Raw genomic sequence first — 24,408 nt, 5'->3', positions numbered from 1 at the left:
GGTTACTTGACCGCTGCCTGGGAGACGTCGAGCACACCGGTCCAGTCGCTGATGACGACGTTCTTGACGTCGGCGCCGTACAGGCGCTTGTAGACCGGGTGGAACAGCGGCACGGTCAGTGCCTGCTCGCCGACCTTCTTGTCGAGCGCGCCCCACCGCTGGGCGGCGGCCTTCAGGTCGGTCAGCTTGTTGATCTCGTCGATCTCCTTGTTGACCGAGGAGTCGTCCAGCTGGGCCGAGTTGAAGTTGTAGCCGTTCTTGACGATCTGCCGGCCGTCGAAGATCGGCGCGAAGAACGGGCCGCCCGACGGCCAGTCCGCTCCCCAGGCGCTGAGGAAGAAGCCGGGCTCGCTCTTCACGTTGTAGATCGTGTCGGAGTACTTGGTGTCCTCCAGGCCCTGCAGCTTGACGGTGATGCCCGCCTTCGCCAGCGCCTCCTGGACGGCGGTGGCGATCTCGGGGCTGGTGGAGAAGTTCTTGGCGTTGGAGTGCGTGAGGGTTACGGTCAGGCCCTTGGCGTAACCGGCCTCCTTCAGCAGCTCCTTGGCCTTGGCCGCGTTGCCGTCCTTCCCGGCGGGGAAGTGGTCGTACGGGGTGTACCCGAAGGACTTCTGGTCCGGCAGGAACGTCGTGGCGGGCTCGGCGAGCGAGGAGCCGCCGGCCGCGTTGACCACGGAGGACCGGTCGATCGCGTAGGCGATGGCCTGGCGCACCTTCGGGTTGTCGAACGGCTTCACCTTCGGGTTGAAGGCGAGGTAGTTGGTGTAGCCGAAGTGGCCGGTGCCGACGCGGGCGGCGAGGTCCTTGTCGCCGCTGACCTTGGCGAGTTCGGCGGGGCCGAGGTTGGTGTCGGTGGTGACGGCGGCGGCGTCGGCGCCGCGTGAGGCGGAGAGCCGCTGGTTGATGACGGCGGAGTCGAGCCCGGACCGCACGTCGATCTTGTCGGGGTAGGCCTTGCGCTCCTTGTCGGTGGCGGCCGACCAGTACGGGTTGCGCTCCAGGACGAGCCGCTCGCCGTCGCCCTCGTTCCTGACGACCTTGTACGGGCCGGAGGACAGCGGGTGCTCCTCGTACTTGGTCCCCTTGTCCTTGCCCTGGGGCACCGGGGTCGTCTGGGTCTGCGTGGCGAGGTAGGGGAACTCGCCCTCGCTCTTGTTCAGATGGAAAACGATGGTCTTCTCGTCGGGCGTCTCGATCGAGTCGAGACCCTTCTTGTCCTTGTACGGGCCCTGGTAGTCGGCTCCGCCGATCAGCCAGTCGCGCAGGTAGGGCGCGCCGCCGGACAGCTCACCGGCGAACGATCTCTCGATCCCGTACTTGATGTCGGCACTCGTGATCTTCGTGCCGTCCTCGTACTTCAGCCCGTCCTTGAGGTGGTACGTCCACACGGTGGCGTTCTTGCTGGGCGTGCCCAGGTCGGTCGCGAGGTCGGGCACCACCTCGGCGCCGGCCGCGCCGTCCTCGCGGTTGCGCGTGGTGAGCGTACGGAAGACGAGGGAGGGGACGTTGCCGCCGCCGGAGGTGTAGAGCCGCGCGGGGTCGAAGTCCTCCTGGGGGATGCTGTTGAGGACGGTGAGGGTGCCGCCCTTCTTGGGCGCGCCCGCGGCACCGGAGCCGGACGCCTTGCCGTCCTGGGGGCCGCACGCGGCCGCGCCCACGGCCACGGCGGAGACGGCCAGGGCCGCTGTCAGGCGGCGCGATATGACGGACGGTTGACGCATGGGAGGTGACCTCTCGAAAGTCTGGCTGCGGGGGTGTTGCGCGCAGGCAGCGGCGAGAGCGATCACACGGGAACGACCGGAATGTGAGACGACCGACCGGAATACGGGATGCTGACGTGCCTGCGAGGGATTTCGCGCGCTCGGGCGGGCGTCAGCAACAGTGCACGTCGGAGACACAGTGCCGGGTCACACCGATGAGAGCCAGCTCAATGGCGGCTTGCTCAGGGGTGACGGCGCTGCGGGACATGTCGAGGAATATGGCGCAACGCCGGAACGGAGTCAACAATTATCGAGACGGTCGTCCCACATAACGGACGTTCGACGGGCTTCAGCGGTCCGGACGGCCGCTGAGGCACGTGCGCGGAGCCGCGCGGACGGGTAGCGATCTTCACCGTCCGACGCGTCACCGCACCCTCAAATCCCCTTCCTGCTCATGGCTTTGACGGGCCGCACCGCATCACGGCCGTCACATCGGCAGCCTCCCGGGCGGCACGGCGTCGCAGGGTCGGCGTGTGCCATGTCACACACGGAGGTCGCGTCCTAGACCCGTCGCCTGGCGCCCGCCATCAACGCCACGTACACGATCAGCGAGGCCCCGAGCCCCACGGCCCACCCGTAGTCGGCCAGCGGTTTCAGGAACGGGATGATGCCGTCGACCGGGAACGGCCCGGCCTTGTCGCCCTTCGCGTCGAGCGTCGAGTACGACCCGCCGACGGCGAGCAGGCCGCCGACCGCGAAGGCGACGACGGCCCGCCAGTTCCAGCCTCCCGAGTACCAGTACCGGCCGCCCTCCACGTACAGGTCGGCCAGGTGCAGCACGGTCCTGCGCACGATCCAGTAGTCCGCGATGAGGATGCCCGCGACCGTGCCGAGCAGCCCGCCCACGACGCCGAGCCACGTGAAGATGTACAGCTCGGGCGTCGAGGTCAGCTTCCACGGCATCACCAGGACGCCCACGATGCCGGTGATGATGGCGCCCGTACGGAAGTTGATGACCTTCGGCGCGAGGTTCGCGAGGTCGTACGCGGGCGAGACGACATTCGCGGCGATATTGACCGAGATCGTCGCCACGAAGACCGTGATGAGCGCGAACAGCAGACCGAAGACGTTGTCGGTCTTGCCCGCCAGCTCGACCGGGTCCCAGATGGCGACGCCGTACACCTTCTCGGAACCGGCCGTCACCAGCACCGACATCAGCGCGAACAGGGTCATGGTGGTCGGAAGACCCAGCGTCTGCCCGATGACCTGCGCTCTCTGTCCCTTCCCGAAGCGGGTGAAGTCGGGGATGTTCAGCGACAGCGTCGACCAGAAGCCGATCATGCCCATCAGGCCGGGGAAGAAGACCTTCCAGAAGTCGGGGCCCCAGCCGACCTTCGACGGTTCGTGCAGCAGCGGCCCGAACCCGCCCGCCTTGTTCGCGATCCAGATCAGCAGCACCAGCGCGCCGACGAGGACGAACGGCGCCGCCCAGTTCTCGAAGCGGCGCAGGGTGTCCATGCCCCGGTAGATGATCGCCAGTTCGAGGACCCAGAAGATGACGAAGCACAGCCACAGCGTCCACGGGTAGCCGCCGATCTGCCCGGCGTCCGCCCATCCGCCGAACAGCTTCCCCAGCAGCACGAAGACGCCCTGGCCGCCGATCCACGTCTGGATGCCGAACCAGCAGCAGGCCACCGCGGCCCGCACCATGGCCGGCAGGTTCGCGCCCCGCACCCCGAACGACGCTCGCGCGAGGACCGGGAAGGGGATGCCGTACTTGGGGCCCGCGTGACCGGTCAGCAGCATCGGCAGCAGCACGATGACGTTGGCGAGGGCGATGGTCAGCACCGCCTGCTTCCAGTCCATGCCGAGCGCCACCAGGCCGGAGGCCAGCGTCCAGGACGGGATGCAGTGGGCCATGCCGATCCACAGGGCCACGAAGTTCTACGTCGTCCAGCGGCGCTCGGCGAGCGGCACGGGGCGCAGATCGTCGTTGGCGTAGCGGCTGCCCGCCGGGTAGGTGTCGGCGGGCAGTTCCACCGCGGGCCGCGGTGGCGGGGCTATGTCGGTCATGAGGCAGTCCGTTCTAGGGAGGTGAACGAGGAGTGGCGGCCGTGCGGAAGCCGTGAACTGCCGTGCTGTGTGGGGAGGTTGAGCGTGGAGGTAACCGTGGGGGTAAGGGAACGGGCGCTGTCATGCGGTCAGCGCGGGGATGATGTCCTGCCCGTACGCGTCGATGGCCTTCTCCTTCGCGTCGTGCATCGCGTACAGCGCGAACTGGTCGACGCCCAGCTCGCGCAGCGCGCGCAGCTTCTCGATGTGCGCGGACGGCGGCCCGACGAGACAGAACCGGTCGACGATCTCGTCCGGCACGAACTGGGTGTCGGGGTTGCCGGAGCGGCCGTGGTGCGCGTAGTCGTAGCCCTCGCGGGCCTTGATGTACTCCGTCAGCTCGTCCGGCACCATGCCGGAGTGCGCGCCGTACTTGGAGACCAGATCGGCGACGTGGTTGCCGACCATGCCGCCGAACCAGCGGCACTGCTCGCGGGCGTGCGCGAGGGACTCGGGCGAGTCGTCGTCCGTCACGTACGCGGGTGCGGCGACGCAGATCTTCACGTCCGACGGGTCGCGTCCGGCGGCGGCCGCCGCGTCCCGCACCGCCTTGACCATCCACTGGGTGAGGAACGGATCGGCGAGCTGAAGGATGAAGCCGTCGGCCTCCTCGCCGGTCATCTTGAGCGCCTTCGGCCCGTACGCGGCCATCCAGACGGGCAGTTCGGCGCCGGGGCGCACCCACGGGAACTGCACCACGGCGCCGCCGCCGAGGTCGGCCTCGTCGCCCCGGCCGAGCGCCCGGATCACCTTCATCGCGCCGCTGATCCGCGCGAGCGTGTTCGGGGTGCGGCCCGCGACGCGCATCGCGGAGTCGCCGCGTCCGATGCCGCACACCGTGCGGTTGCCGTACATGTCGTTGAGGGTCGCGAACGTGGAGGCGGTGACCTCCCAGGTGCGGGTGCCCGGGTTGGTCACCATCGGGCCGACGATCAGCCGCTCGGTCTCGGCGAGGATCCGGCTGTAGATGACGAACGGCTCCTGCCAGAGCACGCACGAGTCGAACGTCCACCCGTACGTGAACCCGGCGCCCTCCGCCCGCTTCATCAGCTCCACGACCCCGGAGGCCGGCGGGTCGGTCTGCAGAACGAGTCCGAAGTCCATGATGTGATCCCTCGCTTGCTCAGATCAGGTTCAGTGCTGGTTCAGTTCAGGTACTGGCAGGTGGAGCGCGGGGTGTACGTGCCGTGCCCGGCGCGGCCCGTGAACTCCCGGTCGGTGATGACGAGTTCGCCGCGCGAGAGGACCGTCTCCACGCGGCCGGTCAGGCGCTTGCCCTCGTACGCGGAGTAGTCGACGTTCATGTGGTGGGTCTCGGCGCCGACGGTCTGCTCGGCGTGCGGGTCGTAGACGACGATGTCCGCGTCGGCGCCCGGCGCGATGGTGCCCTTCTTCGGGTACAGGCCGAACATCCGGGCCGGGGTCGCGCAGGCGATCTCGATCCAGCGGCGGCGGCTGATGTGCCCGTCGACGACGGCCTGGTGCAGGAGGTCCATCCGGTTCTCGACGCCCGGCATGCCGTTCGGGATCTTCGAGAAGTCGCCGCGGCCCAGCTCTTTCTGGCCGGTGAAGCAGAACGGGCAGTGGTCGGTGGAGACCACCTGGAGGTCGTTGGTGCGCAGGCCGCGCCAGAGGGCCGCCTGGTGGTCCTTGGGGCGCAGCGGCGTGCTGCACACGTACTTGGCGCCCTCGAAGTCGGGCTCGGCGAGGTTGTCGGTGGACAGGAACAGGTACTGCGGACAGGTCTCGCCGAAGACGTTCAGGCCCTCGTCGCGGGCGCGCGCCAGCTCGGCGAGGGCTTCCCGCGCGGAGACGTGGACGACGTACAGCGGCGCCCCGGCGACCTGCGCCAGTTTGATCGCGCGGTGGGTCGCCTCGGCCTCCAGCAGCGCCTTCCGGACCTCGCCGTGAAAGCGGGGGTCGGTCTCGCCGCGGGCCAGGGCCTGTTCGACGAGGACGTCGATCGCGATGCCGTTCTCGGCGTGCATCATGATCAGCCCGCCGTTCTCACCGGCCCGCTGCATGGCGCGCAGGATCTGGCCGTCGTCGCTGTAGAAGACGCCCGGGTAGGCCATGAACTGCTTGAAGGAGGTGACCCCCTCCCCCACCAGCAGGTCCATCTCCTTCAGGGTGTCGTCGTTCACGTCGGAGACGATCATGTGGAAGCCGTAGTCGACGGCGCACTGCCCGTCGGCCTTGGCGTACCAGCTGTCGAGGCCCTCGCGCAGGCTGCGGCCCTTGGACTGGATCGCGAAGTCGACGATGGTGGTGGTGCCGCCCCAGGCGGCGGCGCGCGTGCCCGTCTCGAAGGTGTCCGCGGCGAACGTGCCGCCGAACGGCATCTCCATGTGGGTGTGCGCGTCGACGCCGCCCGGGATGACGTACTTCTGGCTCGCGTCGATGGTGCGCGCGTCCGTCCAGGACGCGGCGGTGTCGCTGCCGCTGGCCGCGAGGGCCGCGACGCGGCCGTCCTCGACGAGGACGTCGGCGTGCATCTCGTCGGCGGCGGTGACGACGAGACCACCGCGGATGACGGTACGGACGGCGCTCATGTTCTCCTCCAGAAGTGCGGCGGTCTTACGGGCGGGTCAGGGGCTCGTACGCCTGCGGGGCGCGGTCCCGGTAGAACTGCCAGCGGTCGCGGACCTCGCGCAGCTTGGCGATGTCGAGGTCGCGGACGACGAGTTCGGGCGCCTTGTCGTCGGCGACCTCTCCGACGAACCGGCCCTCGGGGTCGACGAAGTAGGACGTGCCGTAGAAGTCGTTGTCGCCGTACTCCTCGACGCCGACGCGGTTGATGGCGCCGACGAAGTACTCGTTGGCGACGGCGGCGGCCGGCTGCTCCAGCTGCCACAGGTAGCGGGAGAGGCCGCGCGAGGTGGCCGACGGGTTGAAGACGATCTGGGCGCCTTCGAGGCCGAGCGCGCGCCAGCCCTCGGGGAAGTGCCGGTCGTAGCAGATGTAGACGCCGATCTTGCCGACGGCGGTGTCGAAGACGGGCCAGCCGCTGTTGCCCGGGCGGAAGTAGAACTTCTCCCAGAAGCCCTTCACCTGCGGGATGTGCGTCTTGCGGTACTTGCCGAGGTAGCTGCCGTCGGCGTCGATGACGGCGGCGGTGTTGTAGAGGACGCCCGGCTGCTCCTCCTCGTACATGGGCAGGACGAGGACGATGCCGTGCTCGCGGGCCAGGTCCTGGAAGCGGCGGACGATGGGGCCGTCGGGGACGGCCTCGGCGTACGCGTAGAACTCGGGGTCCTGCACCTGGCAGAAGTACGGGCCGTAGAACAGCTCCTGGAAGCACAGGACCTGGGCGCCCTGCGCGGCGGCGTCACGAACGGCCTGCTCGTGCACCTTGATCATGGATTCCTTGTCGCCGGTCCATGCGGTCTGGAAGATCGCGGCGCGGATCACGGGGCTCATCAGGGCCTCCAGCGTGGCGGGATGCTCGGTGTGCCCATGACGATAGGAAGCCGGGGCGCCGCCGCCGAGTTGCACCGTGTCACGTCCGCCGCCGCGTGTCGTTCCACCGTGTCACGCCTGCTGCGCGTCGTGCGCGAGGAGCGCGATGTGCACGGACGCGGCCTGCTCGAAGTCGTCGAGGTCGATGCCGAGCAGCGTCTCGATGGCCTCCAGGCGGCGGTAGAGGGCGGGGCGGCTCATGTGGTGGAGCTGGGCGGTACGGGACTTGTTGCGGCCGGTGGCGAGGTAGGTGCGCAGGACCGGCAGCAGCGCGTCGGTGTCGTCCGCGCACAGCAGGCCGTCCAGCTCCCGCTCGGCGAACGACTGGACGCGCGGGTCGTCACGCAGCAGCCGCATCAGACCGCGCAGCCGTACGTCGCCCAGGCGGACGACGGCGGGCAGTCCGGACGACGATGCCGCCCCGGCGACGGCGTCGGCGACGTGCAGCGCCTCCTGGAGGGCGGCCGGCACCTCGTCCCAGGTGGTGCGGTCGGGTCCGGCGGCGATCACGGCGGGTTCGCCGGTCTCGGCGTGCAGCCGGGCCGCGAAGTGGGCGGTGAGGGGCTGTGCGGCCTGGTCGCGGGCAAGGCTGAGGAGCACGGCCGTGGTGCCGTCGGCGAGTTCGGCGACGAGTGCGGGCAGGCCCAGGAGCCGTACGACGCGGTCGAGCTGGGTCGCGGTGCGGTCGCGGACGACGAGGGGGACGAAGGTGCGGCGGTTCACGGGGAGCCCGGCCGCCCGGGCGCGGGGCAGGAAGTGGCGGGCCGGGGCGGTGCCCGAGATCAGGTCGGCCAGCAGGCACCGCGCGGACTGCTCCTCCCAGGTCGCGGACCCCGCGCCCGAGAGCATGCGGTGCAGGACCAGGGCCTCGGCGGCGCGGTCGGCGAGGAGGCGGCCGGTGGCGCCGTCGCCGCGGTAGCCGCACAGGACGACCGAGCCCCAGCGTTCGCCGCGCCCGCCGAGGTCGGCGCGGAGCCAGCCCTCGCCGTCGACGCCGCCCGGCTGCCGGGCGATCCGCTCCCAGTCGCGCAGCACGTCGTCGACGGCGGGCCGCTCGCCGGCGGTGGCGAGGACGCGGTGGGCGAGGTTGGTGACGAGCACCGGGCAGGCGCTGTGCGCGGCGACCTCGTCGAGCAGGGCCTGGAGCGGAGCGCCCGCCGTGATCAGGCCGGTGAGGGCGGTGCGGATGCCCTCGGAGAGGCTGACCGCCGCGAACTTGCGCCGCACCAGGCGGGACTGGACCTCCTCGGTGAGTTCGGCGAAGGGGAAGGGGCGGTGCAGGACGACCATGGGCAGGCCGTAGCGCTCGGCGGCGCGCCGCATGTCCTCCGGCGGGGACGGGAAGGCCCGGCCGAGGCCGAGGACCAGGGCCGAGGCCTCCGCGCGGTGCAGGGACCTGATGTACTCGGTCTGCGTGTGCGCGTCGCCGGTGAGGAGGACGCCGGTGGTGAGGATCATCTCGCCGCCGGTGAGCATGACGCCGACGTCGGCGGCCTCCGCGACGTGCACCCAGCGGACGGCGCGGTCGAGGTGGTGCGCCGCCGCGACCACCTCGGGTTCGCCGGCCGCGATGCGTTCCAGGGCGAGTATCTGGCGGACGGACAGGGCGTGTTCGGTGCCGGGTGCGGTGGTCGGCATCGGGCCTCCTCGCCGTGGGGCTTCTGTTGACGGCCGAGTGCGGGTTCGTCGTGGCTGGTCGCGCAGTTCCCCCCGCGCCCCTACGGGGCTTCTCGCAACGCCCCTTCCAAGATCGCGGCGCCCTCCTCCGCCTCCGCCACCGTCAGGGACAGGGGCGGTGCGATGCGCAGGACGCTCGTGTTGTGGCCGCCGCCCTTGCCGATGAGGAGGCCCGCCTCGCGGCAGGACTCCAGGACCGCGGTCGCCGCTTCGGGGGACGCCTCGTCCGTGCCGGGCCGCACCAGCTCGACACCGATCATCAGGCCCCGGCCGCGCACGTCCCGTACGGCGGGGACCTGGGCCGCGATGGCCCGGAGCCGTTCGATGAGGAGGCCGCCGACGCGGCGGGCGTTGCCCTGGAGGTCGTGTTCCAGGAGGTACGAGAGGTTGGCGAGCCCCGCGGCCATGGTGACCGGGGAGCCGCCGAAGGTCGAGATGGAGTTGGCGTCGAGGCAGTTCATGACGTCTGCGCGGGCGACGACACCGCCGATCGACATGCCATTGCCGATGCCCTTGGCGAAGGTGAGCAGGTCGGGCGGGCCGGCCTGGTCGTGCGCCTGCCAGCCCCAGAAGTGGTCGCCGGTGCGGCCCCAGCCGGTCTGCACCTCGTCGGAGATCCACAGGATGCCGTGCTCCCGCAGCACCTCGCGGAAGCGGGCGTACAGGCCGTCGGGCGGCGAGGTGAACCCGCCGACGCCCTGGACGGGCTCGGCGATCAGCGCGGCCACGTCACCGCGGGTCTGGCCGAGCATGTCGCGCAGGTCGGCGACGCAGGCGTCGGTGAACTCGGCGTCGGACAGCGCCGCGTACGGGCCGCGGCTGCGGACGCCTCCATGGACGTAGAGCGTCTGGAGCGGGGACAGGCTCGTCGGCGACCAGCCCTTGTTGCCGGTGATGCCGATCGCCGAGAAGGAGCGGCCGTGGTAGCTGTTGCGCATCGCCAGGATCTGGTTCGAGCGGCGGTACGCGGTGGCGAGCATCAGCGCCGTGTCGTTGGCCTCCGTGCCCGATGTGGTGAAGAAGACACGGGCGTCCGGGATGCCGGACAACTGGGCCACGCGCTCGGCGAGTTCGACCATCGGCCGGTCGAGGTAGAGGGTCGAGGAGTGGATGATCCGGGAGGCCTGCTCGGCGACCGCCTTCGTCACCTCGGGCAGGGCGTGCGCGGTCATCGTCGTGAGGATGCCGCCGAAGAAGTCGAGGTACTTGCGGCCCTCGGCGTCCCAGACGTGGCGGCCCTCGCCGTGCGTCAGCTCGATCGGCTCGGCGTAGTAGAGGGCCAGCCAGTCCGGCAGGACGGCGCGATGGCGGGCGTGCAGGGAGGTGGTGTTCACGGGGGCGGCGTCCCTTCGTCGGTCACGGCTCGGGCGGGTGCGCGGGGTGCTCGGTGCTCGGGTCAGGGCTGGACGAGACCGTCGTAGGCGTCGGGACGACGGTCGCGGTAGAACGCCCACTGCTGCCGTACCTCGTCGATGAGGCCGAGGTCCAGGTCCCGGACGAGGAGTTCCTCGGTCTTGTCGCTCGCGGCCTCGCCGACGAGCTGTCCGCGCGGGTCGACGAAGTAGGAGGTGCCGTAGAAGTCGTTGTCGCCGTACTCCTCGACGCCGACGCGGTTGATGGCGGCGACGAAGTACTCGTTGGCGACGGCCGCCGCGGGCTGCTCCAGCTGCCACAGGTAGGCGGAGAGGCCGCGCGAGGTGGCCGAGGGGTTGTAGACGAGCTGGGCGCCGTTCAGGCCCAACTGCCGCCAGCCCTCCGGGAAGTGGCGGTCGTAGCAGATGTAGACGCCGACCCGGCCGACGGCGGTGTCGAAGACCGGCCAGCCCAGGTTCCCCGGCTTGAAGTAGTACTTCTCCCAGAAGCCCTTGACCTGCGGGATGTGGTGCTTGCGGTACTTGCCGAGGTACGTGCCGTCGGCGTCGATCACGGCGGCGGTGTTGAAGTAGAAGCCGGACTGCTCGACCTCGAAGACGGGGACGACGATCACCATGCCGGTCTCGCGGGCGAGTTCGCACATCCGGGTCACGGTCGGGCCGTCGGGGACGGGCTCGGCCCAGCGGTAGTGCTCCGCCTCCTGGACCTGGCAGAAGTAGGGGGCGTTGAAGACTTCCTGGAAGCCGATGATCCTCGCGCCCTGCCGGGCCGCCTCGCGGGCGTGCTCCTCATGCTTGGCGATCATGGATTCGGTGTCGCCCGTCCAGGTGGCCTGGACGAGTGCGGCGCGTACGACGGGGGCCATGAGCCGCTCCTTTGCCTGATCCTCTACGCCCGTAGACCGGGTCGTAGAGGGACGAACGTAAGCCCACCCGGGAGGCTTGCCAAGACCATCGTCGTTAACCCGCTGGATCGATCTCGTTTCTCAGCCGGGCGGGCCAGCGGTACGGGGCCCGCGGGGTGGCGTCCGGCTCAGGCGGCGTGTCCGGCGAGGCGCAGCGCGTGCAGCACGTCGCGGTGGCGGTCGTCGGTGACGGCGCGGGCCGCGTCGAGCACCAGCGGGACGAGGCGGCCGGGGTCGCACAGCGCGCTGCGGGCCGCCTCCTCGGGGGTGCGGGTGCGCACATAGGCGTCGAGGAGGATACGGGCCTCGCGGCGCCGCCCGTCGGCGTCGAGCCCGGCGACGGCCGCCCCGATCACCTCGGGCGGGCGCCCCACGCCCTGCCGGAGCACCTGGCGCCCGTCGGCGTCGCGGCCCGCCGCGGTGAGCGCGTCCGCGGCGTCGACCAGCCGGGCCGGGGGCAGCGACGCGGCCTCCCACAGCAGCGTGGCCCAGTCGGCGCCGAGCCCGGCCCTGTGCAGCTCGGCGGCGAGCAGCGGCAGCCGGGCCGCGGGCCAGTTCGCGGCCTCCACGAGGAGCATGTGCGCCTCGCCGCTGCGCGCGGCGGCCCGCAGCCCGAGCAGGGTGGCGACGGTGGCGGTGATGTCCTCGCGGGCGGCTGGGTCGGGCGTCCGCGGGGTGCGCGGGGCGGGCGCGGCGTCGTCCCGCGCCCCGGCGAAGCGGGCGCCGGTGGCCGTCGCGGGGGCCTCCGGGAGCGGCGCGTCCGGGGCGGGCGGCTCCGGCGCCTCCACGTCGAGGCCGGCGAAGCGGGCGCTGCCGCGGGGGCGGCGCTTCTTGGTCTTGGCCGGCTTGGATGCCCTGGGCGGATCGGACGGATCGGCTTCGGTCCGGGAAGGCGTGGCATCGGTTCGGGAAGGCATGGCGGGCTCCATGACCGGCTCGGCCTCGCCGTCGAGCGCGTCCGACCCGGCCGGATGCGGCTCCGGCGCCACCGGGAATCGCTCCAACTCCGCCAGCCGGTAACGGAGTTCGGCGATGCGCGCCGTCGCCCGGTCGTGGTCGTCCCGCGCCCAGGCGAGGTCCCTGCGCGCCGACTCGGCCTGCTCGTAGGTGGTGGCGGAGTCGAGGAGGCGGCCCAGGTCGCGGCGGCGCTCGGTGGCGTGCCGCTGCTCGCGGGTCATGGCGTCGAGGTGGGCGAGCAGCGCGTCCCGGCCGCCGGGGGCCGCGTCATGGGCGCGGACGGCGGGCCGGTGCAGGGCGCGCGCGTGGGCCGTCTCGCGGTCGGCGCGGTCCGGGCCGTACTGCGCGGCGACATCCTGGAGCAGCGCCTCGACCACGTCCCAGGGCGGCACCTCGATCCCGTCGAGGCAGGCGCGCAGGCCCTCGGGATCACGCTGCCAGAAGACGCCGAGCCAGCCGGCCCCGTGGTCGATCCGGGCCACGAGTCCGCGCAGATATGTCGCGAACTCCCTGCACGGCAAAGCCAGTTGCCCCGCGTCCGTCGTTTCCGTCACGTGCGCCCCGCCGATCCTCGCGCCCCCTGGAGCCTTTCGCTCCGGAAGGAAACACCCGGCGTGTTACGGGGCCGCTACGCGGACTTTTCAGGCGAGCACCAGCGCGCAGCGCACCACCAGCTCGTCCATGGACAGGCCCAGCTCGCGGGCGACGGCGGCGATGGTGAAGAACGCCGGGGTCGGGGCGCGCCCGGTCTCGATCTTGCGCAGCGTCTCGACGGAGACGCCCGCACCCGCGGCGACCTCCGTCATGCTGCGCTCGCGCCGCGCCTCGCGCAGCAGCCGGCCGAGCCGCTCGCCGCGCTCGCGCTCTTCGGGGGTCAAGGGAGTTCGGACCATGGCACGAGTCTACCCGAGTCCCGATTCCTATACCGGATTTCTGTACCGGATAGAAATACCGGTATAGTTATTGGCATGGTGGAACTCAAGACAGACACACAGATGGACGCGATGCGCGAGGCGGGCCGCGTCGTGGCCCGGGCCCTGACGGCCGTGCGGGACCACGCCGCCGTGGGCGTGAGCCTGCTGGAGCTGGACGAGGTGGCCCGCGAGGTGCTGGCCGAGGCCGGGGCGGGCTCGCCCTTCCTGCACTACCGGCCCTCGTTCGCGACCACTCCGTTCCCCGCGGTGATCTGCGCGTCCGTGAACGACGCGATCGTGCACGGCATCCCGACCGCCGACCGGCTGCGCGACGGCGACCTGGTCTCGATCGACTGCGGGGCCCTGCTCGACGGCTGGGCGGGCGACTCCGCCATCAGTTTCGTCGTGGGCCGGGCGCGCCCCGAGGATGTGACGCTCGTCGAGACCGCCGAGCGGGCCCTGGCCGCGGGCATCGAGGCGGCCGTCGTCGGCAACCGCATCGGCGACATCGCGCACGCCGTGGGCCGGCTCTGCCGCACCGCCGGGTACGGCATCCCGCAGGACTTCGGCGGCCACGGCATCGGCCGGAAGATGCACGAGGACCCGGGCGTGCCCAACGAGGGACGGCAGGGCCGCGGCATGCCGCTGCGCCACGGCATGGTCCTCGCGATCGAGCCGATGCTGATCGGCGGCGGCAAGGACGACTACCACGAGGCGCCGGACGGCTGGACCCTGCGCACGAACGACGGCTCGCGCGCCGCCCACGCCGAGCACACGGTGGCGATCACCGATGCGGGGCCGCGCGTCCTGACGGCGCTGTAGGCGGGCCACCGGCCCTCCCGGTCGCACTCCCTCAGCCGGACGGCGCCACCAGCCCCAACTCGTACGCGATGATGACCAGTTGTACGCGGTCGCGGGCGTCCAGCTTGGTGAACAGGCGGGCCACGTGCGATTTGGTGGTGGCCATGCTGATGACGAGCTCGTCGGCGATCTCCTGGTTCGAGCGGCCGAGCCCGACCAGGGTGAGCACCTCGCGCTCGCGCTGCGTGATCCCCTCGACGGAGCGCGGCGGGCGGGCGGCGACGGGCCCCGGCCGTCCCACGAAGTCGGCGATGAGCCGCCGGGTCACTCCGGGGGCGATGAGCGCGTCCCCGGCCGCCACCACGCGCACCGCCGCGAGGATGTCCTCCAGCTGCATGTCCTTGACGGCGAAGCCGCCGGCGCCGGCCCGCAGCGCCCCGTACACGTAGTCGTCCTCGTCGAAGGTGGTCAGGACGAGCACGCGGCTGCCGCTGTCGCCGGCCATGATCCGCCGGGTCGCCTCGATGCCGTCCATGCCGGGCATCCGCAGGTCCATGACGACCACGTCGGGCCTGAGCGTCGCGGCCAGTTCGACGGCCCGCGCGCCGTCGCCCGCCTCGCCGGCCACCTCCAGGTCCTCGGTCTCGCCGATCAGGACGCGCAGCCCGGAGCGGACCAGCGGCTGGTCGTCGACGAGGAGGACGCGTACGGTCATCGGCCCGCCTCCGGCAGCGGTATGCGCGCCGTCACCCGGAACCCGCCCTCCGGCCCCGGCCCCGCGCTGAACTCCCCGTGCAGCAGACTCACCCGCTCCCTCATCCCCGTGATCCCCATGCCGGGGACGGTAGCCGAGCCACCGGTGCCGGCGTCGGTGATCTCCAGGACGAGCGCGTCGTCGCTCCACCGCACGTCGACCCGGCAGACGTCGACGTGCGCGTGCCTGACGACGTTGGTGAGGGATTCCTGGACGATGCGGTAGGCCGCGAGGTCGATGTCCGGCGGCAGTGCCCGCTCGGGGCCGGTGCGCACGACGTCGACCCTGACGCCCGCGTCCCGGCCGGTGGCGGCGGCGAGCGCGTCGAGGTCGCCGAGTCCGGCGGCCGGGGCGAGCGGCGCGGTACCGGCCGGGGCGTCGGCCCCGCGCAGCGCGACGAGGGTGCGGCGCAGGCCCGCGAGGGTCTCCCGGCTGGTGTCCTCGATCGCCGACAGGGCCTCGCGCGCCTCCCGGGGGCGGGACTCGACGACCCGGGCCGCGACGCCCGACTGGATCGCGATGACACCGATGCTGTGGGAGACCATGTCGTGCAACTCCCGCGCTATGCGCATCCGTTCGGCGGTGACGGCGTCGGCGACGACCCGGCTGCGCAGCGCCTCGGCGTGGGCGCGGCGCTCCCCCGCGAGCAGCCCGACCATGCAGGCGACGAGGAGGGCGAGCAGGGCGACGACGACACCGCCGACCATGTTCTCGGGCCGCGCCAGAAAGCCGATCCCAATGGCCTGGACGACCAGGGAGACGGCGACTCCGGTGCCCCACTGCCACCTCGGCCGGGTGGCGACGAGATGTCCGAGCGCCACGTCGGCCGCCCCGAACGCCAGCAGGGTCACCTCCCGCGAGCCGCCCCAGGGCCCGCCGGACGGCTGTGCGAACGCGGCGAGCAGCGTCCCGAGGAGAATCAGCGACAGACCCGGCAGCGGCGCGCGGCGCACCACCCCCGCCAGGAGTACCGCCGACAGGGCCACGCCGAGGGCGCGCGCCTCGGGCGCGACGAACGAGAAACCGAACAGTGCCAGGGCGACGGCCAGCGGATAGAGGGCCAGGCCGCCCCAGGCGGCACCGCGGAAGGTGGAGGTCGTGTTCACACCGGTGAGCCTACGAAGGCCCGGCCACGCGGACATCGGCCCACGGGATGCATTCCGTGGGCCGATGTCCGCGTGTTGCGCGGACCGTCACTTGCCGGGGGTGACCACCATGGCCGAGCCCCCGCCGCGCCGCACCTTCTCGGCGGCGGCGAGCCACTTGCCGCCCGGCAGCCGCTGCACGCCGGTGGCGGCCCCGATCTCCGGGTTCAGCTTGAAGGAGTGCCCGATGGCCTCCAGCTTCGCCCGCAACGGGCTGTCGTACAGGCCGGGTTCGAGTTCGGTCTGCGCCGCGTTGCGCTGGCTGGCGCGCGGCGCCGCGATGGCGTCGACGAGCGGCAGCCCGCGGTCGAGGAACCCGGTGAGCGTCTGCAGGACGGTGGTGATGATGGTGGCGCCGCCGGGTGAACCGACGGCGACGACCGGCCGGTCGTGCCGGTCGAGCACGATCGTCGGGGAGATCGACGAGCGCGGCCGCTTGCCGGGGCCCGGCAGGTTCGGGTCGTGCACGTCCGGGCTGGCCGGCGCGAAGGAGAAGTCGGTCAGCTCGTTGTTGAGCAGGAAGCCGCGGCCCGGCACGGTGATGCCGCTGCCGCCGGTCTGCTCGATGGTGAGGGTGTAGGAGACGACGTTGCCCCACTTGTCGGCGGTGGTGAGGTGCGTGGTGTTCTCGCCCTCGTACGTCGTCGGCGCCGCCTTGTCACCGGCCTTGCCGCACGTGCCCGGGTGCCGGGGATCGCCGGGCGCCACCGGGCTGGTGAGCACCGCGTCGTCCTTGATGAGGCAGGCCCGCGAGTCCGCGTACTTCTGCGACAGCAGCTGCCGGGTGGGCACGTCCTCGAAGGAGGGGTCGCCGACCCAGCGGCCCCGGTCGGCGAACGCGATCCGGCTGGCCTCGATGTAGTGGTGCAGGTACTGGACGGCGGACGCCTTCGACAGGTCGGTCCTCTCCAGCATGTTGAGCGCTTCGCCGACGGTGGTGCCGCCGGACGACGACGGCGCGATCGAGTAGACACCGAGCCCGCGGTACGAGGTCTTCGACGGGGCCTGGAACTTGGCGCGGTAGGCCTTGAGGTCCTTCGTCGACAGCTTGCCGGGGCGGGCCACATAGTCGGAGTCCGGGGCCACCGGCGGCTTGTCGACCGTCCTGACGATGTCGTCGCCGATGTCCCCGCGATAGATGGCGCCCATGCCCTCGCGGGCCAACTGCGCGTAGGTGCGCGCCAGATCGGGGTTCTTGAGCGTGGAGCCGACGACCGGGAGCTGTCCGCCGGGCAGGAACAGCTTCGCGGTGTCGGGGAAGTCGCGGAACCGGGCCTCGTTCGCCGCGGTCTGCGTGCGGAAGGTGTCGTCGACGGTGAAGCCGTCGCGGGCCAGCTTCTCGGCGGGCTTCAGGACCGTGCCGAGCCGCTTGCTGCCCCAGGAGTCGAGCGCCGACTGCCAGGTGGCCGGGGTGCCGGGCGTGCCGACACTGAGACCGCTGGTCACGGCGTCGCTGAAGGCGAGCGGCTTGCCGTTCTCCAGGAAGAGGTCGGAGCCGGCGGTGAGCGGCGCGGTCTCCCGGCCGTCGATCGTGTGGACCGTGCGGGAGTGGGCGTCGTAGTAGACGAAGTAGCCGCCACCGCCCACGCCCGACGAGTAGGGCTCCGTGACGCCGAGGGCGGCGGCGGTGGCGACGGCGGCGTCCACCGCGTTGCCCCCGTTGCGCAGGACCTCGATGCCCGCGGCCGAGGCGTCCGCGTCGACGCTCGCGACGGCGCCGCCGTAGCCGACGGCCACCGGCTGCTTCTTCGGGGCGGCGGACGCGGCTCCGGCGGAGGGCGGCGCGGCCGCGCCGACGGCCACCATGCTCGCCGCCACCGCGCACAACGACAGATTCCGCGCAACTGAACGTCTCATCGGTACCTCCGGTCAACAGCGGTTCGCGCAGCGTAACTTGACTTCCGCTACCCGTCAGGACCCTCTCGAACACCGGTGCGTCGGTTGGCTAGAGTGCGCCCCCATGACTGACGACGTGCGCACCATCGTCCTCGGCCTGATCGCGGCGGGCATCTGTGTCGCGCTGGGCTGGGTCGCCCGTACCCAACTGTGGCGGCGCAGGCTCCGCCGCAAGCAGACCTTCTTCGGACTGCCCGCCAACTCCGAGTCCCTGCTGGTGGTGAACCGCGAGGCGGGCGGACCCGAGCTGACGGTGAAGCGGCACGACGTCTTCGCCCTTCTCGAACTCTCCGCGGTCGTCAAGGACTGCGGCGCCCACGCCCAGATCGTCGCCCACGACACGGCCCAGCAGGGCTTCGGCGAGCGCACGGAATTCTGTATCGGAGGGCCGGGGTCCCATCGGCGCATGGCGGCTCACATGGTCAGCCTGCTGCCCGGGATCCGGGTGAACACCGATCCCGAACCGGGCCCGGACCGCGGCGCCTTCCAGATCGGCACCGAACGCCACCGCCTGGAGCCCGGCAGGGCCGAGTACGTGATCCTGGCCCGCCTCACCGCCGGGGAGGCGGGGGACGCCGGCCGGGCGAGACCGGTCTTCCTCTGCTGCGGGCAGCTGCCCATCACCCATCAGGCCGCGACGCGCTATCTGGCCCGGCACCACGAGCGGCTGGCGCGCAAGTACGGCGGCGGGTCGTTCGTGCTGCTGCTGAAGGTCGTCAATTCGGGGGCCTACGGCCCGGACGTCGTCGAACTGGTGGCGGATGTCACGAAGGCGGCGCAGACTCCGCTGCCCGCACCGGCGACGCCGCCGCGCAGCTCCCACCGCGCGGGCAAGTAGCGCCCGGGGCCCGGAGACCAAGGGGAGCGGAGCCCCTGCCGCGTACGAAGGCGACAGGGGCCCGCTCGGCCTCGGCAAGCAGGCCCGCTTCCGTCCGGCACACAGCTGACCTTCTCCCCGTACGCGCGGGAAGTGATCTCCGGCTGTCACCGGGCGGAAACCGCCGATGCTCTGGCTACTGCGTTCCGGGCAGCAGCGTCCCTGGTTCGGCCGGCGCGACATCGGCGGCCTCGGTCTTGGGATTGCGCCGCTGGCGCCTGGCCACCCACTGGGCGAACCACGACAGCAACATGCACATCCCGATGTAGATCGGAGAGATCACCATCACCACAGGGATGAAGGGCAAATCGTAGTCGAGGTTCGACGCGATCAGCTTCCCGGCGTGGAGGAACTCCTCGTAGGTGATCAGATAGCCGAGCGAGGTGTCCTTCAGGGCCACCACCAGCTGGCTGATGATGGCGGGCAGCATGGCCCGCACGGCCTGCGGCACGAGCACGTACGCCATGACCTGCGTCTTGCGCATGCCGAGGGCGTACGCGGCCTCGCGCTGGCCGCGCTCCACGGAGTTGATGCCGGAGCGGAAGACCTCGGCGAGGACGGAGCCGTTGTAGAGGGTCAGTCCGGCGACCAGGGCGGGCAGCGGCTCGACCTTCAGGGCCACGTAGATGAAGAAGATCATCACGAGGACCGGCATGGCGCGGAAGAACTCCACGCACAGGGTGGCGAGCCAGCGCACCGGCTTGTGGTCGGACAGCCGTCCGACGGCGAGGACCGTGCCGAGCGCGAGGGAGAGCACGGCCGAGACGGCGAACGCCTTCAGCGTGTTCCCGAGGCCGCGCAGCAGCAGCTCCTGGATGCCCTTGTACTCGAAGGGCGTCCACTTGGTGGCCGTGAACTGGTCGGTGTCGAAGAGCAGGTACAGCAGCCAGGCGACGAGCCCGAGCACGATGAGGGTGGAGACGAGCCCGTACAGCTTGTGGCGGCGCTCGGTCTTCGGCCCCGGGATGTCGTAGAGGGCGGTGGCGGAGTGGTCGAGGGCTTTCATCGGGCGACTCCCCAGCGCTTTTCCAGGACGTTGAAGAGCGCGCTGATGGCGAGCGTGATGATCAGGTAGCCGAGCGCGATCCAGACGAACGTCCAGATGATGTTGTAGCCGAGTTCGCTGAGCGTCTTGTACGTGCCGAGCAGTTCGACGACGCTGAACGCGCCCGCGATGGCCGAGTTCTTGGCGAGCGCGATCAGCGTGGAGCCGACGGGCGGGATCACCGACCGGAAGGCCTGCGGCAGGATCACGGTGGTCAGCGTCTGGCCGAAGGTCATGCCGAGACTGCGGGCCGCCTCGCCCTGTCCGCGGGGCACGGTGTTGATGCCGGAGCGCAGCGCCTCGCAGATGAACGCGGAGGTGTAGCAGCCGAGCGCGAGCACCGCGAACAGCTGGAAGGGCAGGACCAGGCCGAAGCGCGGCAGGCCGAGCAGCACCGCGAAGAACAGCAGGGTCAGCGGGGTGTTGCGCAGGACGGTGACCCAGGCGGTGCCGAAGGCGCGGAAGGAGCCGACGGGCGCGACACGGAACGACGCCATGACGAAGCCGAGCACCAGCGCGAGGACCGAGGCGTAGACGGTCAGCTCGACCGTGCCGAGGAAGCCCTTCCAGTACGTCGAGAAGTTGTCGGTCAGGACGTTCACGGGACGCCTCCTCAGTTCGCCGGGTAGCGGTCGACGGCCGGTGGCTTCGGGGCGGCCTCGCCGGACAGGCCGAGCGTGGCCTCGAACGCCTTCTTCCAGTCCCCGTTCTTCTCACGGGCCACCAGGGCGTCGTCCATGGCGAACCGGATCGCGGAGTCGCTCTTGGGCAGGCCGATGCCGTAGGGCTCCTGGGAGAACGGCTTGCCCGCGATCTTCATCTCGTCGGGCGCCTTGGCGGCGAAGCCGAGCAGGATCGCGTCGTCCGTGGTGACCGCGTCGACCTGATAGGTCAGCAGGTTGTCGACACAGATGGAGTACGTGTCGTACGCGACGAGGTCGGCCTTCGGGTAGTCGGCCTGGATGCGCTGGTACGGGGTCGAGCCGGCCGCCGAGCAGACCCGCTTGCCCGCGAGGTCCTGGGGTCCGTGGATGTCGTCCTCGTCGGTGCGTACGAGGAGGGACTGGCCGGCCATGTAGTAGGGCCCGGCGAAGCCGACGAGCTTCTTGCGGTTGTCGTTGATGGTGTAGGTGCCGACGTAGTAGTCGATCTGCCCGTTCTGCAGGGCGGTCTCGCGGTTGGCGGAGGCGATTGTCTTGAAGCGGATCCGTCCCGGGTCGAGCCCGAGCGAGGCCGACATCATCTTGGCGATCTCGATGTCGAAGCCGGAGTAGACGCCGTTGGCCGGGTTCTTCTCGCCGAGATAGGGCTGGTCCTCCTTGGCGCCGACGACGAAGTAGCCGCGGTTCCTCGCCCTCTTCCACGTCTTCGAGTCGGGCAGCGAGAACCCTTGTGCCACTTGGTACTTGGGGAGTTCGTCGGCCGACGGGCCCTTGGTGGGCGGGCTGCCGTCCTTGCCGCAGGCGGTGGCGGCCGAGGCCGTCACCAGGAGCGCGGCGAGCAGCCGGAGCGACTTGGGAAACATGTGGTGCTGCACTCCCCCGTCAGTGCTTGAGGATCTTGGAGAGGAAGTCGCGGGCGCGCTCGCTCTCCGGGTGGGTGAAGAACTCCTCGGGGGCGCGGTCCTCGACGATCCTGCCGTCGGCCATGAAGACGACGCGGTCGGCCGCGGTGCGCGCGAAGCCCATCTCGTGGGTGACCACGACCATCGTCATGCCGTCGCGGGCGAGCTGCTGCATGACCTCCAGGACCTCGTTGATCATCTCGGGGTCGAGGGCCGAGGTCGGCTCGTCGAAGAGCAGGGCCTTGGGGTCCATGGCGAGGGCGCGGGCGATGGCCACGCGCTGCTGCTGGCCGCCGGAGAGCTGGGCGGGGAACTTGTCGGCGTGGGCGGCGAGGCCGACCCGGTCGAGGAGTTCGCGGGAGCGCCTGTCGGCCTCGTCCTTCTTCCGCTTCCTGACCTTGACCTGGGCCAGGGAGACGTTCTGGAGGACCGTCTTGTGCGCGAAGAGGTTGAACGACTGGAAGACCATGCCCACTTCGGCCCGGAGCTGCGCGAGCGCCCTGCCCTCCGCGGGCAGCGGGTTGCCGTCGAGTCTGATGGTGCCCGACTCGATGGTCTCCAGCCGGTTGATCGTCCGGCAGAGCGTCGACTTGCCCGACCCCGAAGGGCCGATGACGACGACGACCTCCCCCTTGCCGACGGTGAGCTCGATGTCCTGGAGGACATGCAGCTCCCCGTAGTACTTGTTCACGTCACGCAGCTCGATCAACGGATCGACGGCCATGGCAGTCCCTGCCCACTCATCGCTGTGTCGGTCCGCGCAAACTACCCACGCCAATATGGGACTTAATGGACGACACGCTCGTATGGGCATTAACCGTATTTGCTGCTCAGCGGTACGGTCAGGACTCGGCGGCCTCCGCGTAGAACTGGGACAGCTCGGGGGCGCCGCTCTCGGCCCAGGCGTGTCCCGCCTCGACCACGTCGATCTCACGGCCGGAGGTCAGGCGCACCACGGGCTGCCCGTTGGGCCAGATCACCCAGGCCGCGCCGGCGACGTGGTGGACCATGATCGTGCCCAGATAGAGGCCCGCGTCGTTGCCGAGCCAGTGCAGGACCTCCTCGTCCTCCCGCCAGCGCGGCACGAGTTGGTCCAGGGCCGCCAACGAGGCGACCGAGTCGTCGAGTTCCACCCCGGCCGCCTCGGCCTGGGCCCGCAACAGCTCGCACTCGGCGAGCAGTTCGGCGACGCCCTCGGCGTCATCGGCGCCCGGGCCGGACACGACGAGAGGGGCTTCCCCGTGCCTCTTGCGCCACTGGTCCACGAAAGGGATCTTCATACCGACCAGCGTCGCATTCGGCGCCCTCGGCGCACCACAGGCGCGCGGGCCAAGGTGACCGGCCGTTCGCGGGGAGTTCACGGCCGTTTCGGCCGCACCTCATTGACGCGTCCCTGACGCCTACCTACCTTCATGGCGCACCAGTCACGGCACACACATCGACGAAAGGGAGCCGGCCGTGCGCCGACGCACCTGGGGAACAGCCGTCCTGATGGCCGTCTGCGCGGGGCTCACCCCCGTCACGACGGCGCGGGCCGAAGGGCACGGACCGGAGCCGCTCCCGCTGGAGCGGCTCTTCGACAACCGGGCGGTGAGCGACGACGCCTCGCCCGGCGAGGCGGACTTCGACGGCGCGGGCGGGTCGCTGTCCGCGCAGGATCTCGACGCGGCGGGCTGGACTCCCGGCCGGGGCCTGGGAGTTGACGGCGCGCGCCTGACCTGGGCGCGCTCGGCGGGGAGGGGTTTCGACAACGTCACCGCCGACGGACAGCGGGTGCGCGTGAGCGGGCGCGGCGACGCGCTCGCCTTCCTGGTCGCGGGGACCGGCGGGGACGCGACCGGTTCCGGCGTCGTGCGGTACGCGGACGGATCGCGGTCCTCGTACACGCTGACCGCGCCGGACTGGCGGACGGGGCCGCTCGCGACGAAGTCGGTCGCGCTGGCGCACCGGAACACTCCCGACGGCCAACTGGCCGAAAAGACACGGCTGTTCGTGGTCAGTGTGCCGGTCAGGACCGGCCGGTCGATCGCGTCGGTGGAGCTGCCGCGGACCCAAGGGGCCGCACTCCACGTGTTCGCCCTGTCCGTGCGCGCGCCGTCGCGCGGGTGGACGGGGACGTGGTCGGCGTCGCCCGCCGGGTACACGGTGGTGGGCCCGTGGGCCGACCGCACGGTACGGCTCGTGGTGCACACCAGTGCGGGCGGGCCGCGGGTGCGGATCCGGCTGGAGAACACCTTCGCGTCGGCACCGGTACGGATCGGCAGTGCGTCGGTGGCAGTGCAGGGAGCGGGGGCGGAGGCGAGACGCACGCCGGTGCCGCTGCGGTTCCGGGGCGCGTCCGGCACTCAACTCCCCGCCGGAGCACAGGTGTTCAGCGATCCGGTCGACTTCGATGTGCCGGCCGCCGCGAATCTTCTGGTGAGCTTCCATCTGCCGGAGCCGGTGGCCGCGGCGCCGGTGCACAGTCAGGCCATCCAGCTCGGTTACGTCAGCGGGCCCGGGGACCACGCGGCGGAGGCGGCCGGCTCGGCGTACACGTCCACGATCGCGTACTGGCCGCTGCTCACCGGGGTCGACGTGGGCGGCGGTCCGGGGTCCGTGGTGCTGCTCGGGGACTCCATCACCGATGGCGTGAAGTCGACGCAGGACGCCAACCACCGGTGGCCCGACGTGTTGGCGGGACGGCTCCTCGGCCAGTCGAAGGTGCCGCGCTACGGGGTGCTGAACCAGGGGATCTCGGCGAACAAGGTCGTCACGGACCGGTACCCCGGTGACGGGATCTCCACGGACACCGGCGGGGTGAGCGCCCTGCACCGGCTCGACCGGGACGTACTGGCCCAGACCTCGGCCCGTACGGTCGTGGTCTTCCAGGGGATCAACGACCTGCGCTGGGGTGCCACGGCGGAGCAGGTCGGGACCGGGCTGCGGGAGATCGTGCGGCGAGCCCACGCCCGCGGGCTGAAGGTGATCGGGGCGACGATCACACCGTGCGAGGGCGAGGCGCTGTGCCCGGCCGCCGTGGACGCCGAGCGGGTCGCCGTGAACACGTATCTGCGCGGGCCCGATGCGCCCTTCGACGGGCTGGCCGACTTCGACGCCGTGGTGCGTGATCCGGCGCGTCCCGCCCGGATGCTGCCCGCCTACGACAGCGGGGACCATCTGCATCCGGGCGACACGGGCCTGAAGGCCCTGGCCGACTCGGTCGACCTGCGCATGCTGGTGCCGTAGT

At 71.2% G+C, this 24,408-nt stretch carries 21 protein-coding genes and 1 pseudogene; 3 read left to right on the top strand and 19 right to left on the bottom strand.

Features of this window, described 5'->3' with window-relative positions; genetic code table 11:
• Window positions 1-2: 2 nt before the first annotated feature.
• From ABII15_RS31355 to ABII15_RS31305, 11 genes and pseudogenes are all read right to left on the bottom strand, one after another.
• On the bottom strand, window positions 3-1,721 hold the full coding sequence (locus tag ABII15_RS31355; RefSeq protein WP_353945641.1) for an ABC transporter substrate-binding protein: 1,719 nt from the start codon (window positions 1,719-1,721) through the stop codon (window positions 3-5).
• Window positions 1,722-1,872: 151 nt separating this feature from the next.
• On the bottom strand, window positions 1,873-1,968 hold the full coding sequence (locus tag ABII15_RS31350; RefSeq protein WP_351445122.1) for an Ms4533A family Cys-rich leader peptide: 96 nt from the start codon (window positions 1,966-1,968) through the stop codon (window positions 1,873-1,875).
• A 293-nt stretch (window positions 1,969-2,261) separates the two neighbouring features.
• Window positions 2,262-3,773: pseudogene (locus ABII15_RS31345) on the bottom strand (NCS1 family nucleobase:cation symporter-1).
• Window positions 3,774-3,893: 120 nt separating this feature from the next.
• Complete coding sequence (locus tag ABII15_RS31340; RefSeq protein WP_353945640.1) at window positions 3,894-4,916, bottom strand: TIGR03842 family LLM class F420-dependent oxidoreductase; 1,023 nt, start codon at window positions 4,914-4,916, stop codon at window positions 3,894-3,896.
• A gap of 41 nt (window positions 4,917-4,957) precedes the next feature.
• The gene (gene hydA / locus ABII15_RS31335; protein ID WP_353945639.1) at window positions 4,958-6,364 is read right to left on the bottom strand and encodes a dihydropyrimidinase; all 1,407 of its coding nucleotides are present in this window, start codon (window positions 6,362-6,364) and stop codon (window positions 4,958-4,960) included.
• A gap of 25 nt (window positions 6,365-6,389) precedes the next feature.
• Window positions 6,390-7,232 (bottom strand): nitrilase-related carbon-nitrogen hydrolase, encoded by an 843-nt coding sequence (locus ABII15_RS31330; protein WP_353945638.1) that lies wholly within the window; start codon window positions 7,230-7,232, stop codon window positions 6,390-6,392.
• 111 nt (window positions 7,233-7,343) lie between these two features.
• Entirely contained in the window at window positions 7,344-8,909 is a 1,566-nt protein-coding gene (locus ABII15_RS31325; RefSeq protein WP_353945637.1) for a PucR family transcriptional regulator ligand-binding domain-containing protein, read from the bottom strand.
• Between the two features lie 80 nt (window positions 8,910-8,989).
• Window positions 8,990-10,282, bottom strand: coding sequence for an aspartate aminotransferase family protein (locus ABII15_RS31320; protein WP_353945636.1), 1,293 nt, complete (start codon window positions 10,280-10,282; stop codon window positions 8,990-8,992).
• Between the two features lie 62 nt (window positions 10,283-10,344).
• On the bottom strand, window positions 10,345-11,187 hold the full coding sequence (locus tag ABII15_RS31315) for a nitrilase-related carbon-nitrogen hydrolase (protein WP_353945635.1): 843 nt from the start codon (window positions 11,185-11,187) through the stop codon (window positions 10,345-10,347).
• Window positions 11,188-11,354: 167 nt separating this feature from the next.
• On the bottom strand, window positions 11,355-12,737 hold the full coding sequence (locus ABII15_RS31310) for a hypothetical protein (RefSeq protein ID WP_353945634.1): 1,383 nt from the start codon (window positions 12,735-12,737) through the stop codon (window positions 11,355-11,357).
• Window positions 12,738-12,824: 87 nt separating this feature from the next.
• Complete coding sequence (locus tag ABII15_RS31305) at window positions 12,825-13,076, bottom strand: helix-turn-helix transcriptional regulator (RefSeq protein WP_353945633.1); 252 nt, start codon at window positions 13,074-13,076, stop codon at window positions 12,825-12,827.
• Window positions 13,077-13,151: 75 nt separating this feature from the next.
• On the opposite strand from ABII15_RS31305, the gene map reads away from it, so the two are divergent.
• Complete coding sequence (map, locus tag ABII15_RS31300; protein ID WP_353945632.1) at window positions 13,152-13,919, top strand: type I methionyl aminopeptidase; 768 nt, start codon at window positions 13,152-13,154, stop codon at window positions 13,917-13,919.
• Window positions 13,920-13,950: 31 nt separating this feature from the next.
• Here map and ABII15_RS31295 read toward each other — a convergent pair whose 3' ends face one another.
• The 3 genes from ABII15_RS31295 to ggt form a co-directional block, all read right to left on the bottom strand.
• The gene (locus tag ABII15_RS31295; protein WP_353945631.1) at window positions 13,951-14,613 is read right to left on the bottom strand and encodes a response regulator transcription factor; all 663 of its coding nucleotides are present in this window, start codon (window positions 14,611-14,613) and stop codon (window positions 13,951-13,953) included.
• Window positions 14,610-15,758: a sensor histidine kinase gene (locus ABII15_RS31290; RefSeq protein ID WP_353945630.1), complete on the bottom strand. Its 1,149-nt coding sequence runs from the start codon at window positions 15,756-15,758 to the stop codon at window positions 14,610-14,612. The genes ABII15_RS31295 and ABII15_RS31290 overlap by 4 nt, the downstream gene beginning before the upstream one ends.
• A gap of 87 nt (window positions 15,759-15,845) precedes the next feature.
• Window positions 15,846-17,654 (bottom strand): gamma-glutamyltransferase, encoded by a 1,809-nt coding sequence (gene ggt, locus ABII15_RS31285; protein ID WP_353945629.1) that lies wholly within the window; start codon window positions 17,652-17,654, stop codon window positions 15,846-15,848.
• 103 nt (window positions 17,655-17,757) lie between these two features.
• On the opposite strand from ggt, the gene ABII15_RS31280 reads away from it, so the two are divergent.
• Complete coding sequence (locus tag ABII15_RS31280; protein ID WP_353945628.1) at window positions 17,758-18,531, top strand: hypothetical protein; 774 nt, start codon at window positions 17,758-17,760, stop codon at window positions 18,529-18,531.
• Window positions 18,532-18,706: 175 nt separating this feature from the next.
• Here ABII15_RS31280 and ABII15_RS31275 read toward each other — a convergent pair whose 3' ends face one another.
• The 5 genes from ABII15_RS31275 to ABII15_RS31255 form a co-directional block, all read right to left on the bottom strand.
• Complete coding sequence (locus tag ABII15_RS31275) at window positions 18,707-19,576, bottom strand: amino acid ABC transporter permease (protein ID WP_353945627.1); 870 nt, start codon at window positions 19,574-19,576, stop codon at window positions 18,707-18,709.
• Window positions 19,573-20,217, bottom strand: coding sequence for an amino acid ABC transporter permease (locus ABII15_RS31270; RefSeq protein WP_111667803.1), 645 nt, complete (start codon window positions 20,215-20,217; stop codon window positions 19,573-19,575). The genes ABII15_RS31275 and ABII15_RS31270 overlap by 4 nt, the downstream gene beginning before the upstream one ends.
• A gap of 11 nt (window positions 20,218-20,228) precedes the next feature.
• Window positions 20,229-21,140, bottom strand: a complete 912-nt coding sequence (locus tag ABII15_RS31265) for a glutamate ABC transporter substrate-binding protein (RefSeq protein WP_353945626.1) — start codon at window positions 21,138-21,140, stop codon at window positions 20,229-20,231.
• Window positions 21,141-21,159: 19 nt separating this feature from the next.
• The gene (locus ABII15_RS31260) at window positions 21,160-21,903 is read right to left on the bottom strand and encodes an amino acid ABC transporter ATP-binding protein (RefSeq protein ID WP_353945625.1); all 744 of its coding nucleotides are present in this window, start codon (window positions 21,901-21,903) and stop codon (window positions 21,160-21,162) included.
• Between the two features lie 118 nt (window positions 21,904-22,021).
• Window positions 22,022-22,459, bottom strand: coding sequence for a DUF6278 family protein (locus ABII15_RS31255; protein ID WP_353945624.1), 438 nt, complete (start codon window positions 22,457-22,459; stop codon window positions 22,022-22,024).
• Between the two features lie 211 nt (window positions 22,460-22,670).
• Here ABII15_RS31255 and ABII15_RS31250 point away from each other — a divergent pair, with 211 nt between their 5' ends.
• Entirely contained in the window at window positions 22,671-24,407 is a 1,737-nt protein-coding gene (locus ABII15_RS31250) for an SGNH/GDSL hydrolase family protein (protein WP_353947256.1), read from the top strand.
• Window position 24,408: the final 1 nt, after the last annotated feature.

Origin of the sequence: Streptomyces sp. HUAS MG91, assembly GCF_040529335.1 — a bacterium.
Lineage (GTDB): Bacteria > Actinomycetota > Actinomycetes > Streptomycetales > Streptomycetaceae > Streptomyces > Streptomyces tabacisoli.
This window is presented reverse-complemented; position numbering and strand designations above follow the sequence as displayed.